The 15,631-nt window shown below is 68.8% G+C and carries 12 protein-coding genes; 4 read left to right on the top strand and 8 right to left on the bottom strand.

What is annotated here, in order from left to right:
- Positions 1 to 49 precede the first annotated feature (49 nt).
- Positions 50 to 883: a thioredoxin-like domain-containing protein gene (locus tag Verru16B_RS01465; RefSeq protein ID WP_069960622.1), complete on the top strand. Its 834-nt coding sequence runs from the start codon at positions 50 to 52 to the stop codon at positions 881 to 883.
- Positions 884 to 979: 96 nt separating this feature from the next.
- Here Verru16B_RS01465 and Verru16B_RS18575 read toward each other — a convergent pair whose 3' ends face one another.
- The 5 genes from Verru16B_RS18575 to Verru16B_RS01440 all read right to left on the bottom strand — a co-directional run bounded on the left by Verru16B_RS18575 (position 980) and on the right by Verru16B_RS01440 (position 8,829).
- On the bottom strand, positions 980 to 3,028 hold the full coding sequence (locus Verru16B_RS18575) for a methyl-accepting chemotaxis protein (protein ID WP_069960621.1): 2,049 nt from the start codon (positions 3,026 to 3,028) through the stop codon (positions 980 to 982).
- A gap of 321 nt (positions 3,029 to 3,349) precedes the next feature.
- Positions 3,350 to 3,565 (bottom strand): hypothetical protein, encoded by a 216-nt coding sequence (locus Verru16B_RS01455; RefSeq protein ID WP_069960620.1) that lies wholly within the window; start codon positions 3,563 to 3,565, stop codon positions 3,350 to 3,352.
- A 255-nt stretch (positions 3,566 to 3,820) separates the two neighbouring features.
- A complete protein-coding gene (locus tag Verru16B_RS01450; RefSeq protein WP_069960619.1) occupies positions 3,821 to 4,483 on the bottom strand; it encodes a response regulator in 663 nt (220 codons plus the stop codon).
- Between the two features lie 57 nt (positions 4,484 to 4,540).
- Positions 4,541 to 6,040, bottom strand: a complete 1,500-nt coding sequence (locus Verru16B_RS01445; protein WP_069960618.1) for a response regulator — start codon at positions 6,038 to 6,040, stop codon at positions 4,541 to 4,543.
- A complete protein-coding gene (locus Verru16B_RS01440) occupies positions 6,037 to 8,829 on the bottom strand; it encodes a hybrid sensor histidine kinase/response regulator (protein ID WP_069960617.1) in 2,793 nt (930 codons plus the stop codon). The genes Verru16B_RS01445 and Verru16B_RS01440 overlap by 4 nt, the downstream gene beginning before the upstream one ends.
- A 367-nt stretch (positions 8,830 to 9,196) precedes the next feature.
- On the opposite strand from Verru16B_RS01440, the gene Verru16B_RS01435 reads away from it, so the two are divergent.
- Positions 9,197 to 9,856, top strand: coding sequence for a DsbA family oxidoreductase (locus Verru16B_RS01435; RefSeq protein WP_069960616.1), 660 nt, complete (start codon positions 9,197 to 9,199; stop codon positions 9,854 to 9,856).
- Between the two features lie 187 nt (positions 9,857 to 10,043).
- Here the strand turns inward: Verru16B_RS01435 and Verru16B_RS01430 are convergent, their stop codons facing one another.
- The 3 genes from Verru16B_RS01430 to Verru16B_RS01420 all read right to left on the bottom strand — a co-directional run bounded on the left by Verru16B_RS01430 (position 10,044) and on the right by Verru16B_RS01420 (position 13,218).
- A complete protein-coding gene (locus Verru16B_RS01430) occupies positions 10,044 to 11,006 on the bottom strand; it encodes a PEP-CTERM sorting domain-containing protein (RefSeq protein WP_083270014.1) in 963 nt (320 codons plus the stop codon).
- Between the two features lie 192 nt (positions 11,007 to 11,198).
- Positions 11,199 to 12,089 (bottom strand): DUF1684 domain-containing protein, encoded by an 891-nt coding sequence (locus tag Verru16B_RS19085; RefSeq protein WP_069960615.1) that lies wholly within the window; start codon positions 12,087 to 12,089, stop codon positions 11,199 to 11,201.
- Between the two features lie 91 nt (positions 12,090 to 12,180).
- The gene (locus Verru16B_RS01420; RefSeq protein ID WP_069960614.1) at positions 12,181 to 13,218 is read right to left on the bottom strand and encodes a glycosyl hydrolase; all 1,038 of its coding nucleotides are present in this window, start codon (positions 13,216 to 13,218) and stop codon (positions 12,181 to 12,183) included.
- A 95-nt stretch (positions 13,219 to 13,313) separates the two neighbouring features.
- On the opposite strand from Verru16B_RS01420, the gene Verru16B_RS01415 reads away from it, so the two are divergent.
- Together Verru16B_RS01415 and Verru16B_RS01410 are read left to right on the top strand one after the other, a co-directional pair.
- Complete coding sequence (locus Verru16B_RS01415) at positions 13,314 to 14,420, top strand: TolB family protein (protein ID WP_069960613.1); 1,107 nt, start codon at positions 13,314 to 13,316, stop codon at positions 14,418 to 14,420.
- A gap of 30 nt (positions 14,421 to 14,450) precedes the next feature.
- The gene (locus Verru16B_RS01410; RefSeq protein WP_069960612.1) at positions 14,451 to 15,593 is read left to right on the top strand and encodes a redoxin domain-containing protein; all 1,143 of its coding nucleotides are present in this window, start codon (positions 14,451 to 14,453) and stop codon (positions 15,591 to 15,593) included.
- Positions 15,594 to 15,631: the final 38 nt, after the last annotated feature.

Genomic DNA, 15,631 nt, shown 5'->3' with positions numbered 1-15,631 from the left:
TCGTACGCACCTGCTCGTCGGGACGACTCGCCCTACCTCTTCTTGCACCATGAAATCACGCCTGATTGCCCTGCTGGTTTCCTTGTTGCTGCCGCTCGCGTCCAGTGCGGCGGCGACGCTTGAGCAGCTGGCGGCGGATCCGCAGCTCTGGCCGCAGGAGGTGACGGTCACGGGCTCGGCGAAGGCCACGGTGCTCCGGAACGGGCAGCCCGCGGGCATGATGCTGATCGGGGCGGGGAAGAAGCTGACCGTCACGGGCATCGCGGCCGATGGCGTGACGGGCAAGCTCGGGGGCGCCACGGTGAGGGTGCCGGTGGAGAAGACCAATTTGCTCGCGGGCGGCAGCGGCCCCGAGGAGGTGGCGGAGGAGGCCCGGGAGGAGACGCCGGCGCCCGCGCCCGCGCTCGCGCCGGGGGCGCGTCCGGCGATGCAGCGGCGGCTGGCGGGCAAGCTGGTGGCGCTGGCGGGCGGCGGCCTGCAGCCGGTGGCGGATGGGCGGCTGGATGGCGTGAAGTATTACGCGCTGTATTTTTCCGCGAGCTGGTGCGGGCCGTGCCGGCAGTTCACGCCGGGGTTCGTGCAGTTTTATCGCGCGATGAAGGCGAAGCACCCGGAGTTCGAAGTCGTGTTCGTGAGTGCCGACAACTCGGCGGGCGAGATGGCCGGCTACATGAAGCAGGACGGCATGCCCTGGCTGGCGATGAAATACGACCAGGTGCCGCGGTCGCCCGAGATCCAACGTTACTCGGGCCCCGGCATCCCCTGCCTGGTGCTGGTGGATGCGAACGGGCGGGTGTTGTCGGACAGTTACGACGGCGACAACTACGTCGGGCCGGGGAAGGTGCTGCAGGATACGCAGCGGATTTTGAAGCGGGGGAGCTGAGGCTCAGCCCTTCGACAGGCTCAGGGTGATTTGCGCGGCGCAAATCAGGGCTGGAATCTCAGATTCTAAATTTGAGATCGGCGTGGAGCGCCGGGGTCAGGTGTTTTCGAAGAAGGCGTCGGCGTTGGCTTTGGCCTTTGGCGTCACGGCGGCGGGGCGGCGGTTGGCGGCGGAGCCGGCGCGCGGGGCGCTGACGACGGTCTTTTGATCGCTCTGGCGGCGCTGGTTGGGGTGGGGCTGGCCGCTGGTGCCGGCGGCGTCGTGGGTGCCGCGGCCGCCGATGAGGACGAAGAGTTCGCCGACGGTGGTGCGGAGGGAGGTGGAGAGGGAGCTGAGTTCCTCGGAGGCGGAGGCGTTTTCCTCGGCGGTGGCGGCGTTGCCTTGGGTGATGCGATCCATCTGGGCGACGGCGCGGTTGATCTCGGTGATGCCGGAGTCTTGCTCCCGGGAGGACGTGGAAATTTCCGCGACCAGCCGGTCGAGTTCGAGGACCTGCTGTTGGATCTGGGTGAAGCTGCCGGCAACCGCGGTGCTGATCGCGACGCCCTGCTGGCTCCGGGCGACGGAGTCCGCGATCTTGGTCGCGGTCTCCTTGGCGGCGGAGGCAGACCGTTGGGCGAGGGCGCGGACCTCCTCGGCGACGACGGCAAAGCCGGCGCCGTGTTCGCCGGCGCGGGCGGCCTCGACGGCGGCGTTGAGGGCGAGGATGTTGGTCTGGAAGGCGATCTCGTCGATCGTCTTCAGGATCTTGGTGATGTCGTCGGAGGCGGCCTTGATGCCCTGCATGGCGCCCTGCATGGACTGCATCTGGCCGGCACCGGTGTCGGCGGCCGCGCGGGCGCGGGCGGCGGCGGTCTGCGCCTGCCCGGCGGAGCCGGCATTGCGCTGGGTCATGCCGGACATCTCCTCGAGGGAGGCGGCGGTTTCCTCGAGGGAGGCGGCGGAGCTGCTGGAGTCCTGCGCGAGTTGATGGGCGGAAACGGAGACCTGCTGGGTGTGGGTGTCGATCTCCTCGCCGCCGAGGCGGATCTTTTCCAGCGCGGTAAGGATCGGGCGGCTGAGCGAGCGGGCGAGCCAGAAGGCGGCGCCGGCGAGCAGCAAGAGGCTGGCGCCGCTGACCAGCAGGAGCTGGCGGCGCGTGTCGTAAACGATAACATCGGCCTCCTCGGTGCGGACGGCGGTGAGGACGGACCATTTCAAACCGGGGAAACCCAGTGCGCCCAGCGAGGCGGAGTAGCCGCAGACATGATCCGTGTCCTCGCCCGGAGGGATGAAATGGCTGACGCCGGACTGCCCGCGGACCGCGAGCAGCGCGGGAGCGGCGCCAGCGGTGACGTAATTGGACTGGAGGACGACCGCGCGGTCACGGGTGAGGGCGGGATTGCCGGAGCCCAGCGGGTCGTATTCCACGAGGATGCGACCCTCGCCGTCGATGACCCGGATATCGGCGGAGCGAAAGCCGCGCGTGGCGAGCGTCACCTGGGTGGAGCGGGCGATCTCCTCGATGAAGCCGAAGTCGGCGCGGTTGTGCCAGACGCCGACGACCCGGCCGGTGGCGTCGCGGATCGGGGCGGAGAAGGCGAGGACGAGGCCGTCGCCGCCGGTGAGGCGGGCGCTGTCGGTGTCGAACCAGGGGGCGGTGACGTGGGTGCCGTCGAGGGTGGGGCTTTTGAGGAATTCGTCGGCCAGCGTGGCGCGGAACCAGGATTCGTCCTTGAAGTTGCGGTCGTAGAGCGAGCCCGTGTCGAGGACGTTGCCGGCGGCGTTGCGGCTGTTGACGGCGATGACGCGGCCGTCGAGGTCGACGGCGATGGTCAGGACGTAGAGTCCGTAGAGGCGGACGTAGTTGTCCATGGCCTGCGCGATGCTGTTTTGCGCGGGGTCGCGGGCATACCAGGCCGGGCGGTCGAGGACGGCGGAGTTGAGCGCGAAGGCCTGGACGTCGCCGTAGCGCTCGAAGAGGTTGCGGTCGATGACATCCATGGCGGCGCGGCTGGCGCCCTCGTGGGTCTGCTCAACGGTGTCCCGGAGCTGATCGATCGACCGCAAGGCGAGCAGGGAGATGGCAACGAGCGGCAGCACCCCGATGCCGAGGAGGCAGAGGACGAGCTTGTGCTTGAACGTGAGGGACGAGCGACGGGACATGGCGGGTGATGAGCTGGCGTGGAAAAGGCCGGGGGCCGGATCAGGCGTCGATTCCCACCCTTACCGTGCGGAACGGTCCGAGTGAAGGGGTCGGGCCCGGGAGGGCACACCACAACGTTCGGGTCACATCGGCACAAAGGGGGTGGAATTGAGAGAAAACAAAAGGGGGCCGTTGGACGACTTTCCGTGCTGTTCGCGGCAAAATCAGAATTCAGATTTGAAAGGGGAAAGTGGAGCGGGGAGGGCGGATTGCGCCCCGACGGTCAGGGTGATGAGCTGCGCGAGCCGGGTACCGCCGTCGAAGTTGATGCGCCGGAGTTATTACTCCGGCCGGTAGGTGACGCGGGCGAAGAGGGGTTGGCTGAGGTCGACGCCCTCGGTGGCGTAGGGCGTGAAGCCGGTGGGGCAGAGGACGGTGACGAGGGCGCGCGGACGGTTGAGGAGGGTCTCGGCGTCGGCCGCGGACAGCGTCGGGGCGGCCGGCGGCGTCGGGGCGTTGGGTTGGCTGGGCGAGGCGGGAATTTCGGAGGAGGACATAGGAGGGAGCGACCGGCCGGAATGGCGGGTTGGGGGCGTCGCTCCTCATCCTTCCCGGTCGGGACCGGTCCGAATCAGGCGGTCGCGCCCTTGGGCGCACCGCAACGTTGTATCCGCATATCGGCTCCCCGGAGCCGGACTTGAGCGGTGGGGCGGTCAGTCGCGCAGGCAGTCGGCGGGCTAATCGGGTGGGTCGGGGGCGGCTAATGGGGAAAAAGGGCGTGGACGAGCCACGCCCCTACAACCAAGCCGGGCTCAGGCGGCGGCGCGGCCGCCGAGGGCGAGGGCGAGGCGTTGGCGGAGCTGGCCGAGTTCCTTGGAGCGGAAGCTATGCTTGGTCTTCTCCAAGGTGGCGATGGTATCCGCGATCATGGCGCGCCAGGGCTGGTCGTGGACGGGCTGCGGGGCCAGGCGGGGATTCTGGTCGGCCTCGGCCATGAGGCAGCGCGAAAGCTGGAGGAGTTTGTCGCGGAGCGGGTCGGTCTCCCCGGCCAGCTGGGTGATCAGCCAGGCCGTCTCACGGGAGAGCTCGCGCAATTCGCGCCGGTGGCGGTGTTCGGCCACCAGGCGTTGGGCGAGGGCGGAGAGGGACGCAAAATCGGGTGGCTTCAGGAGGTAGCCGGCGATGGGCAGGTTGGCGGCGCGGACGGTGGTGGTGAGTTCCGGCGAGCCGGTGATCAGGATGACGGGCGGGGGCTGCGGGCGGGCCAGCACGACCTCGATCCAGACCAAGCCGTCGTTGCCGGGCAGGTGAACATCGCTGATAATCAGGTCGAAGTCCCAGGTGTCGAGGGCGGTGTCGGCCTCGGCGGTGCTGCCCACGGTGGTGACCGCCGCGCCCTGATGGCGGGCCCAGCCGGCCAGCAGGGTGCTGGCGATCGGGTCGTCTTCGACGATCAGGATGCGGGCGGGTTGCATAGGGGGGAAGGGATAGCCGTAAATCGGCCGGCGCGGGACCGGCTTGAGCCGGCGCCCTCAGGCGACGGCCAGCGACGGGGCCGGGGTGGCCGCCGGGGTGATGGGGAAGTGGCACAGGAAGGTGGTGCCGGAGCCGACGACGGTGTCGACGGTGACGAAGCCGCCGTGGCGGCGGACGAGGCGCATCACGGTGGCGAGGCCGAGGCCGGTACCCTTGCCCTCGGCCTTGGTGGTGAAGAACGGGTCGAAGAGGCGGGGCAGGACCTCGGGTGGGATGCCGGTCCCTTGGTCGCGGACGGCGACGACGACATAATCGCCGGGGGCGGCGTCGGGTGCGCAGGCGGGCGTGGTGGCGACCGTCTCGCGGCGGACAGAGATGGCGAGGCGGCCGCCGACGGGCATGGCGTCGCGGGCGTTGACGCAGAGGTTCATGACGATCTGGTGCACCTGGGTCGGGTCGAGGCGGAGCGCGGGCAGGTCCTCGTCGATCTGGAAGTCGACCTCGTAGGAGCGGCCGAAGGTCTCGCGGACGAGGTCGACGACCTCAGCGACGGGGCCGATGGCGCTGAGGGTCTCGAGTTCGCCGTCGGAGCCGCGGGCGAACATGAGGAGCTGGCGGAGGACGCCGGCGCCGCGTTTGACGCCGTTCTGGATGTTGCGGAGCTGCTGGGCGGGGTCGGAGCCGGCGTTGAGCTCGAGGAGGATGGCGCTGCCGCCGATGGCGGTGAGGATATTGTTCATGTCGTGCACGACGCTGCCGGCGAGCTGGCCGAGCAGCTCGATGCGCTGGGAGCGGAGCAGCTGGGCCTCGAGGCGCTTCTGCTCGGTGCGGTCGCGGAGATGGAACTGGACGATGCCGCGGCCGGCCCAGGGCATGAGGCCGTGGGTGATCTCGACGACGGTATCGGCGGGGCCGCCGGCGCGCAGGGTGGTCTCGAGGCCGCGGGCGCGGCCGGGGGTGCCGACGGCGGCGCGGAGGGCGAGGCCGGCCTCGGCGGGGAGGTAGGCGTAGAAATTCGGGCGCGGATCGCCGGCGGCGGCGATGAGCGTGTCGAAGGCGGCGTTGCGGTGGAGGATGGTGCCGTCGAGTTCGGCGAGGACGATGGCCTCGGGGGCGTGGGCGATGGCGGCCTCGAAGCGGGCGTGTTCCTCGTAGAGGGTGCGGTAGCGGTTGAGGCGGGTGATGGTGCGGAGGCGGGCGCGGAGCTCGGCGGAGTCGAAGGGCTTGGCGAGGAAGTCGTCGGCGCCGGCCTGGAGCCCGCGCAGGCGCGAGGCGCGGTCATCGAGGGCGGTGAGCATGATGACGGGCATGAGGGCGAGCAGGGGGTCGGCGCGCAGTTTCTGGCAGACCTCGTAGCCGTCCATGCCGGGCATCATGAGATCGAGCAGCACGACGTCGGGCAGCTGGCGGGCGGCGGCGAGCGCCTCGGGACCGTTGCCGGCGCACAGGACCTGGTAGCCCTCGACCTCGAGGAGGTTGCGGAGGAGCGCCTGGGCGCGGGGTTCATCATCCACGACGAGGATCGTGGCACGGGTGGGAGGCAGGGGGGCGTTCATGGGACGAATTCGAAAGGGATGTTGGTGCGGACGCTGGAGGTGAAACGGGAGACGAGGCGCTTGAGCTCGCGCAGGTCGATGGGCTTGCTGAGGTAGGCGCTGGCCCCCGCCTCGAGGCAGCGGACGCGATCGGTGGACATGGCGAAGGCGGTGACGGCGATGATGGGCAGGTGCTCGGTGGTGCTGTCGGCGCGCAGGCGGCGGATGGCCTCGAGGCCGTCCATTTCCGGCATGTTGATGTCCATGAGGATGAGGTCGGGCCGGTGGGTGCGGACGAGGTGGAGGGCCTCGACCCCGGTGACCGCGTGGATGATCTCACAGTCGCTGTCCTCGAAGAAGGCGTCGTAGACGGCGCGGTTGGCGGCGTTATCCTCGGCGATGAGCAGGCGGGCGCGGGGCGCGGGCATGGGGGCGGCGCTGGCTTCGCGCAGGGCGGGGGTGGCGGGCTCGGGGGGCGGGAGGAGGAGGGGGATCGCGACGCCGAAGGTGCTGCCGGAGCCGAGGGTGCTGGAGACGTCGACGCAGCCGCCCTGGAGCTGGGCCATGCTGCGGACGAGGGCGAGGCCGAGCCCGGTGCCGGCGTACTGGCGGGAGAGGGAGCTGTCGATCTGCTGGAACGGCTGGAAGATGCGCTCGTGGTTTTCCGGGGCGATGCCGATGCCGGTGTCCCAGATCTCGAAGCGGAGGGAGTGGCCGCCGGACTGGGGGGCGACGCGCAGGCCGACGCGGCCGCCCGCGGGGGTGAACTTGACGGCGTTGGCGAGGAGGTTGACGAGGATCTGCTTCAGGCGGCGCTCGTCAGCGAGGATGACGGGCGGGCAGTCGGTGAGGGCGGACTCGAGGGTGATGGATTTCTGGTGCGCGGAAGTCTGGACGAAGCGGAGGCTGGCGGTGCAGAGGTCGGCGATCTCCATGGGCTGGACGTTGAGCTCGAGCATGCCGGACTCGATCTTGGAGAGGTCGAGGATGTCGTTGATGAGCTCGAGCAGGTGGCGGCCGCTTTCGTGGATGCTGCGCACGCCCTCGGACTGGCGCTCGTTGAGGTCGCCGAGGTGGCGCTCGGCGATGAGCTCGGACATGCCGACGATGACGTTGAGCGGCGTGCGGAGCTCGTGGCTCATGCTGGCGAGGAACTCGCTTTTCGCCTCATTGGCGGAGACGGCGGCGTGGCGGGCGGAGTCGAGTTCGCGGGTGCGGTCGGCGACCTTCTCCTCGAGGCGGGCGAGCAGTTCGCGCAGTTCCGCCTGGGTGCGGTCGCGCTCGGCCACGGCGCCGACGAGGCGGCGGTTGGTGCGGGTGAACATGATGGCGACCGCCTGGAGTTCGCGGCCGATGGCGGTGAGTTCCCGGGAGGCCTGCGGGACGGGGGGCGGGGCGGGATCCGTGTGGCCGTTGGTGAGGCCGCGGATCGTGGTCGCGAGTTGGAGGAACGGCTCGGTGATCTCCGCGGCCAGGCCGCGGGCGAGCAGCATCGCGAGTGCGGCGATCGCGGCGGCGCCGCACAGGATGGCCAGGTAGTAACGGGCGATCAGCCGCTGGGTTTTCCAGACGGGTTCGGCGAGGTAGACCTCCCAGCCGAAATCCGGGATCGCCTGCCGGGTGCCGAGGTATCGTTCCAGCCGCTGCGGGCGGGTGAGGTTGAAGAGGAAGGTTTCGCCATCCGGCTGGCGTTCGTTGGCGGTGAAGCGACCGGGGCCGACGGCTTCCAGCGGTGACCAGGCCAGGTCGCCGCGGCTGGCGACGACGCGCTGGTGGCGGTCCACGATGACGATCGTGTGGTGGGCGAGCTGGGCCGGCAGGGCCAGTTCCTCGATCAGGCGGTCGAGCACCAGTTCGCCGACGATCAGCCCGCGGGGTGAACCGGTGGGGCCGGGGAGCGGGGCGCGCATGGTCACGACCAGTGCATCCCCGGGGGCCGCGCGGCGGGAAACGCTCCCGAGGAGGGCTGGCAGGGTGGCGGGTTCGTGGGTGGGGTCCGGGGCGGCATCCGAGGCGGGCGAGCTGGCGACGATCCGCCCGGAGGCATCCGTTTCGCGCAGGGAGAGAAAGCCCGGATAGTTGAGGCGCACGCGGTCGAGCGGGGCGGCGCGGGCGGTGTCGGCCTCGTGCGTCGCGGCCAGCAGGGTGAGGACGCGTTGATGGCGGTCGAGGTGATCCTGGACGGCGCGGGCGACCTCATGGCCGTCGCCGGAGAGCCGCGTGGCGCTCAGGTCGCGCAGGGCCAGGTCGAGTTGCCGCCCGAGGAAGAGTCCGAGCAGGGCGGTGGAGAGGGCGATGATGAGCCCGAGCCGGCGGAGCAGGACGCGTTGCAGGGGGGTGTCGGCATCCCGGTTGGACGGCTGGCCGGACGTGGGTTGCAGCCAGCTCATCTGCTTGAGCGTGAGGGCGCCGAGGGCCATCAGGAGGCTGTTGCAGGGGTAAAGGGCGATGAGCGCCCAATTATTCGGGAAGGGCAGGGTGCCAGGCGGCTGCAAGACGCGCAGGGCCAGCGGCACACCGAGGAAGGACCAGAAGGCCAGGGCGGCGGTCAGGGGGTGCCAGTTCCGGCGATGCTTGAGCCAACCCACCACGACGGCCTCGAGAGTGTAGAGGAGGAGCCCCCAGGGGAGGCCGGTGTTCATCCAGTCGTGACTGAAGGCGAGGGCGGTGGTGGCGGCGCCCCACCACGGACCGAGGCAGTAGGTGGCGAGGAGGGTGGCGAGGCCGCCGAGGATGATGCCGGTTTCCCCAAAGACCGGCAGGTGGATCCCATTCAGGCCAAAGCCCACGGCTCCCATGGCCAAGGCCATGAGGGGTTGATTTTCACGCAGCTGAGAGAGAAAGCGCTTCACCAAGGATTTGATTAGAGGTACTACCTATCAATAAGTAGGTAATATACCCTATCTTTCTAGCCAGATCGCACACTCATAAGATCCCATTAATCGGCGCAAATGGGCGGCTTTTGATCTGATATTGAGGCTTTTACATCAACAAGGCCCTTAAATGGCTTCCCGGTAGAAATTTAACGGTTTAGCCGGACCGGTAGATAGGCGGAACGAGCCTGGGAGCGGGGGTATGGGGCAGAGGGCAGACTGTTTGAGGCCCGCATGAGCGGCGCTGTGGCAGGGACGGGGGATCGCGGTTTGACTGCCCGGGGGCCGGGTGACGCAATAGGGGATGAAAATCACCTACTATGTGGAAGTGCTGTCATCGTGGTGTCACTGGGTGGAGCCGGTGTGGGTGGAGTTGAAGCGGCGCTATGCGGGCCGCGCGGAATTTGAGTGGAAGATCGCGCTGATGCGGCCGGAGGATTTCCCCGCGTCACTGGCGCAGTGCGAGTGGTTCTACCAGCGGAGCGGCGGCACGGTGATGCACTCTCCGTACCGGCTGAACTCCGGTTGGTTCGAGGCGGCGCGGAAAGGCGACTACACGGCGCCGAACCTGGTGGCGGAGGCGGCGAAGGATTTCGGGTTCACCGGCGACGAGATCCGGCTGGCGATCGCGCACGCCGCGCTGCGCGAGGGGCAGAAAGTCGGGGACCTGGCGACGGCGGTGAAAGTGGCGGCCAAGGCCGGCCGGATGGAGGTGAAGAAGCTGCAGAAGGCGGCGGAGTCGAACCTCGTGAAGGACCGCGTGGCGACGAGCACGGCGGATTTTCTCGCGCACCAGCTCACGCAGCGCCCGGCGTTTGTGCTGACGGATGCAATCGGGGACAAGGCGGTGTTTTCGGGGCTGGTGCAGCTGGAGCCGCTGGCGGCGACGATTGACGCCATGCTCGCGGACACGGCGGCGTATGCGGCGCACAAGGTGCACTTCGGCGAGCCGCCGAAGGGGTGATCCGCCTTCGCCCGGTGGGCTACGGCGCAGCGAGCCCGCGGGGTTCGCGCAGGGGTCGCGAAGGTGGGACCTGAAACTTGAAACCTGAGACCTCAGACTAGGCCATCGCGTGACGGGCGGGGCGGGACCAAGGCGAGGTCGCCGTGGCTCGAGGAGGCGGTCGATCCGGCGGGGCCGGGGAACGGACTCAGGAAGTGCGACGGCGGCGGATCACACTCAGCATCGCGGCGAGGCCGAAGAGCGCGGCGATGGTGGCGGGCTCGGGCACGGCGGTGACGGTGTAGCCGAGGTCCTGCAGGGCCGCCAGATCGAGATCGGTGAGATACTTGCGGGTGCCGATGACGATGGATGGGTCCATGAGGGTTTCCTGGGGGGTGGCCGTGCCGGCGATGGTGCTCATGGTGCCGTTGACCCAATGGCCCTCGCCCGGGTCGAGCAGGATGACGCCGCCGTTTTCCGCGACGCTCGCGGCGCCGGTGAAGGTGGAGGTCGGCGACGTGCCGGAAATCAGGCTGTCCCAGGTCGCGTTGGTGCCGACGCCGACCAGATGCATCAGCTCGTGTACAGCCACAGAGAAGAAGTCGGACTGGCCGGTGAAGGTCTCGGTGGTGGAGGTGTCGCTGTCGAAGTGCCACGAGGTGCCGGAACTGTCGAAGGCGATGCTGCCGCCCCAGGGCATGCTAAAGGATCCGTTCCCGCGGTAGCTGATGGCATCAAGCCATGGCTGCGTGCCGGTGACGCCGTAGCCGCCGCCACCGCCCACGCCGAGGGTCGAACCGCCGAGATCGTAGCCCCCCGCGAAGACCAAGATGGTGTTGGCGGCGATGCTGATGTTCCCGAGGACCTGATTATCACCCGTGCCCGGGTGGAACGTATCGGCGTTCCAAGAATTCCCGCCGCCCGGTGTGATGGCGTTGAGGGTGGTGCCGGATATATAATTGCTCAGGTAGGTACCTGCGGCCTCGAGGTAGGTGCGGTTGCCGATGTTGCCGCCGCTGAAAAAGCTACCCGTGTCGTAGGTGTAGTCGAAGACGAAGGTCAGCTGCGCCGGGGCGGTGATGGCCGCGGCGAGGAGGGAGCAGACAAGCAGGAAGCGGCGCATGATGAGGGCGGGTTGGGCTTGGGTGGGGACGCCGGAGATAGAAGCCAAAACAGGGGGCTGGCAATCCTGTTTGGCCGGGTGGCCGGCGGTTGCGGGGTCGTCGCGCGCGACGTCCGTGCCCAATCACTGAACCGGCTTACAGGGTGCCCTCGTCTTTCTTCTCGCCGGCGCGGAGGGGGAAGGGGAGGACGTATTCCTTCGGGGGCCCGCCTCCGCCGGGGCTACGGCGCGGCGAGCAGGTTAGTGGGAGTCTCCCCGATATTTCTTTTCCCCAGCCCGCAAGGCGAAAGGCAGAACGTTCTCTTTGGGCGGGAGCGGGCAGGTGGTGAAGGGGGAGAAGGCGCAGGGCGGGTTGTAGACCTGATTGAAGTCGAGGACCACTTTGCCGTCGCGCGGCGGGTCGGCGTAGAGGAAGCGGCCGGCGCCGTAGGTTTCCTCGCCGGCGGTCGTGTCGGTCAGAATGAAAAAGAGGCGCGACTCCGGGGTTTCCTGGAGGGGCAGCAACTCGTAGGTGCGGCCCTCGTGCGTGAAGACGGCCTTGCCGGGGCAGGCGGCATCCTGCGTGAGACCGACGATGTTGGTGATGGGGAGCTGGCGCGGCGGATCAAAGGGGACCCAGTCGGCCTCGATGCGCCAGGCGGGGTCGACGGGCCAGATGGCGATGCCGGCGAAATTTTTGCGGCGCGGGGCCTCGCTATCGCGCACGCGCAGGAAAAATTGGCCCGAGGATTCGAGGATGTAGAAATTGATGGTGCCGCTGCGGACGTAGGTGGGCTTGCCGGTGCCGCCGTAGACGAGCGGCGCGGTGCGGGCGGTGGTGCCGTCGATGCTGGCGTCCACGTCGTCGGCGAGGGCGAAGGTGATGGTGTTGTCGCCGGTGCGGGTGACGGTGCCGAGCCGGGCCGGGCCGGCGGCGAGGCGGATGGCGTTGGTGGGGTCGGTGCCGACCGACCAGATCCCGACCTCCAGCGGGTGGCGACCGATGAGGGCGAGCCAGCCGTCGGCCCGCGTCAGGCCGTCGAGGCGGCGGGTGCGCCAGGCCTCGACGGAGGCGAGGTAGTCGTCGGCGGCGAGCGGGGCGGCGAGGAGCGAGGCGAGGAAGAGGGTGGCGAGAACGGCGGGGCGTTTCATGCGGGGAGTGTAGCGACGAGGGGCGGACGGGCAAGGGCGGTTCGGAGCGCGAGCAAGTTCGCTGGCCCACAGCGGGCGATAGGGAACCCGGTCAGGGGCCGGCCAGGCCGGGGGGCATGGTCTCGCGGGTGAGGACGCGCGGGTCGTTGTAGAATTCCCGGGCGAAGTGGTTCGAGGCGGGATTCCATTTTTCGTTCCAGACCAGGAAGTGGCGGAGCTGCGGAAAGTTTTTCTCGATGCCGTCGAGGAGGCGGCGGTAGTCGTAGTCGCCGGGGGGCTTCGAGGCGCCGTGCGGGCCGTATTCGGTGAGGCCGATCGGCTTCCGGATGCCGGCGTAGCGTTCGAAGCCGATGATCTTGTCGGGGTTGATGTGGTCGGTGTAGGCGTCGAGGCCGACGAGGTCGACGTAGGCGTCGCCGGGGTAGTAGGCGTCGGCGGGTTTCTGGCCGTGGTTCGGGCTGTAGGCCCAGATCAGATTGTGCAGTTTTTTGGTCTGCGTGAGGTAGTCGAACATGTGGCGCCAGACGGCGATGAAGGTGGCGGGATCCTGCGCGCCCCACCAGAACCAGCCGCCGTTCATCTCGTGGAGCGGGCGCCAGATGACGACGACCCCGGCGGCCTGAAGTTCCTGCAGGCCGGCGGCCACGGCATCGAGGTACTTCATCCAGCGGTCGTGCGTGGCGCCGGGCGTGAGGACGGTGGCGAGATCCATGCCGCGTTCCTTGAGGCCGCCGCCGTTAGGCTTCGAGGGATTGGGCGCGTGCCAGGAGAGGTTCACGAGGCCGCCGGCCTGCCAGTATGCGGTGGCGAGCTGGTTGGGCTGGCGGACGTCGAGCAGGGCCTCGCCCTTGTCCCAGCCGCAGTAATCGAGCCCGATCATGACCGGCCAGCGGCCGGTGGCGGCGTGGATGCGGCCGAGTTCGCCGATACTGGCGCTGCCGCTCCAGCCGGCGAACTGGCCGGAGACGAGTCTAAGCTCGGAGCCGGCCGAGAGTTGTTGAAACCACGAGAGGATGGCGCGGCCGCGGGGATTCAGGTCCGGATCGGCCGGCGCGGTCGGATCCGCGGCGCGGGCGGCGGTGAAAGCGAGAGCGAGGACCAGCAGCACGGTGGGGTGACGTGAAAGCATGCGGGCAGTGTGGTCAGGTTCAGCCCGCGTGCAACCCGGCCCGCAAATATGACGGCCCGGCTTGCACGTGGGCGCAGGATGGCTTTGCTCGTCGGGTGCTTACCCCCCTGCTGCACCCCACCCGGGTCGTCGTGATCCTCTTTGCCGGGCTGCTTTGGTCCGCCGGGTTGGGAGCGCACGAAGGCCGGCTCGGCCAGTTCGCGGACCACACGGACATCGGGGCGCCGCGGCACGCGGGCACTGTCGCATACGATGAGCAGGCGAAGACCTACACCGTCGGGGGCGGCGGGACCAACATGTGGTTCCGCAACGATGCCTTTCATTTGGTGTGGACCCAGGTCGAGGGTGACATCGCGCTGGCGACCGACATCGCCTTCGCCGGGACCGGCGGCGATCCGCACCGCAAGGCCGTGCTCATGATCCGCCAGTCGTTGGCGCCCGATGCGGCCTATGCCGATGTCGCCGTGCACGGCGACGGGCTGACCTCGCTACAATTTCGCGAGACGGCGGGGGAGGTCACCCACGAGGTGCAGACCGCGATCACCGCCCCGAAGCGCCTGCGGATCGAAAAGGTCGGGGACTATGTTTACATGTCACTGGCCGGGGAGGATAGTGTACTGCGACCCTCGGGCTGCTCGACGCGCCTGCCCTTCGCGGGGCCGTTTTATCTCGGCATCGGCGTCTGCGCGCACAACGACGCGGCGTTCGAGACGGCGGTTTTTTCCAACGTGGTGATCGGCCCGCCCTCGGCGGAGGTCACGGCGGTGCGCAGCTCGCTGGAGTTTGTCTACGTCGCCTCGGGCGACCGGCGCAGCGTGTGGCACACGAGCGAGGTGGTTGAGGCCCCCGCGTGGGCGGACGGGGGCCGCGCGATCCGATTCAACGGGGGCGGCCGGCGCCACCGGCTTGAGCTCGGGGCCGGGAGCCGGCCGGTGGAAGAGGGGCCCGCGCCGGCAGCGCCGGGCCGTCCGGCCGGTTTCAACCCGGACCGGCTCTTCGCGCAGATTTCGCCCGATGGGGCGCAGGTGGCTTTTCTGTCCCTGGTCGCCGGCGACGTGCTGCTGGGCGTCGCGCCGGTGCACGGCGGCGAGGCGCGCACCCTGGTGAAGCTGGAGGCGGGGCACGGGCCGCTCAGTCCGCCGAGCTGGTCGCCGGACGGCACGCGGATCGCGTACGTGCGTTACCAACCGGGCCGGCCCTGATCCTTTTTGTCATCCCAAACCCCCACCTCCATGCGTTCATTTCTTTATTCCTGCCTGTTGCTGCTCGCCGCCGTCGGCGCCACGGCCGCCACCAACCCGCCGGTGTTGCCGATCGGCGCCCCGCTGCCCGATTTCGCGCTGCCCGGGGTGGACGGCAAAACCTACACGCCGGCGGATTTTGCCGCCGCGAAGGTGCTGATGGTCGTCTTCACCTGCAACCACTGCCCCACGGCGCAGGCCTATGAGGCGCGCCTGAAGCGGCTCACGGCGGAATACGGTCCGAAAGGCGTCGCGGTCGTGGCGATCAATCCCAACCACGCCGCGGCGGTCCGGCTCGACGAGCAGGGCTACGGTGACCTGGGCGACACGTTTGAGGAGATGGTGATCCGCCACCGGGACCACCAGTGGAATTTCCCGTATCTCGACGACGGCGAGACGCAGGCGCTGACCCTGAAGTTCGGCGCGATCGCCACGCCGCACGTCTATATCTTCGACGCGGACCGGAAGCTCGCCTTCCAGGGGCGCATCGACAACTCGGAGCGCGAGGACCTGGCGAACGTGCACGACACGCGGGACGCGCTCGACGCGGTGCTGGCGGGCCGGGCGCCGGCGATCACGTCGACGCGGGTCTTCGGCTGCTCCGTGAAGTGGAAAGACAAGGTGGAGGACAACCTCCGCTGGCGCGCCAAGGTGGCCAAGGAGCCGGTCAGCCTGGAGAAGGTGGACGTGGCCGGCATCAAGGCGCTGCGCGCGAACGCCGACTCGGGCAAGCTGCGGCTGGTGAATTTCTGGGCCACCTGGTGCGGCCCCTGCGTGTCGGAGTTCGACGAGCTGATCGAGCAGAACCTGCGTTTCCGCCACCGCGGCTTCGAGATGGTGACGGTCGCCGCGCAGTTCCCCGACGAGGAGGCGAAGGTGCTGGCGTTCCTGAAGGAGCACAAGTCCTCCGGCCGCAACCTGATCTTCGGCGAGACCGACAAGTACGCCTTCATCGAGGCCTTCGACAAGGAGTGGAACGGCGAGCTGCCGTACACGCTGCTGATCGGGCCGGGTGGCGAGGTGCTTTACCGCGAGAGCGGCTCGATCAATTTCCTGAAGCTGCGCCGGGCGATTTATCCCGCGTTGGACAAGGTGACGCCGTGGGTGAACGCGGACAAGGTGTACGACCGGTGAGCGCGGCGCGCCGCGCGGTTGTTGGTTGTTAGTTGTTG

This window comes from Lacunisphaera limnophila (assembly GCF_001746835.1).
Taxonomy (GTDB): domain Bacteria; phylum Verrucomicrobiota; class Verrucomicrobiia; order Opitutales; family Opitutaceae; genus Lacunisphaera; species Lacunisphaera limnophila.
This window is presented reverse-complemented; position numbering and strand designations above follow the sequence as displayed.

Bases quoted from the DNA above. Each gene is read 5' to 3' on its own strand.
- Verru16B_RS01465 (WP_069960622.1), top strand. From the start codon at position 50: ATGAAATCACGCCTGATTGCCCTGCTGGTTTCCTTGTTGCTGCCGCTC.
- Verru16B_RS18575 (WP_069960621.1), bottom strand. From the start codon at position 3,028: ATGTCCCGTCGCTCGTCCCTCACGTTCAAGCACAAGCTCGTCCTCTGC.
- Verru16B_RS01455 (WP_069960620.1), bottom strand. From the start codon at position 3,565: ATGTCCTCCTCCGAAATTCCCGCCTCGCCCAGCCAACCCAACGCCCCG.
- Verru16B_RS01450 (WP_069960619.1), bottom strand. From the start codon at position 4,483: ATGCAACCCGCCCGCATCCTGATCGTCGAAGACGACCCGATCGCCAGC.
- Verru16B_RS01445 (WP_069960618.1), bottom strand. From the start codon at position 6,040: ATGAACGCCCCCCTGCCTCCCACCCGTGCCACGATCCTCGTCGTGGAT.
- Verru16B_RS01440 (WP_069960617.1), bottom strand. From the start codon at position 8,829: ATGGCCTTGGCCATGGGAGCCGTGGGCTTTGGCCTGAATGGGATCCAC.
- Verru16B_RS01435 (WP_069960616.1), top strand. From the start codon at position 9,197: ATGAAAATCACCTACTATGTGGAAGTGCTGTCATCGTGGTGTCACTGG.
- Verru16B_RS19085 (WP_069960615.1), bottom strand. From the start codon at position 12,089: ATGAAACGCCCCGCCGTTCTCGCCACCCTCTTCCTCGCCTCGCTCCTC.
- Verru16B_RS01420 (WP_069960614.1), bottom strand. From the start codon at position 13,218: ATGCTTTCACGTCACCCCACCGTGCTGCTGGTCCTCGCTCTCGCTTTC.
- Verru16B_RS01410 (WP_069960612.1), top strand. From the start codon at position 14,451: ATGCGTTCATTTCTTTATTCCTGCCTGTTGCTGCTCGCCGCCGTCGGC.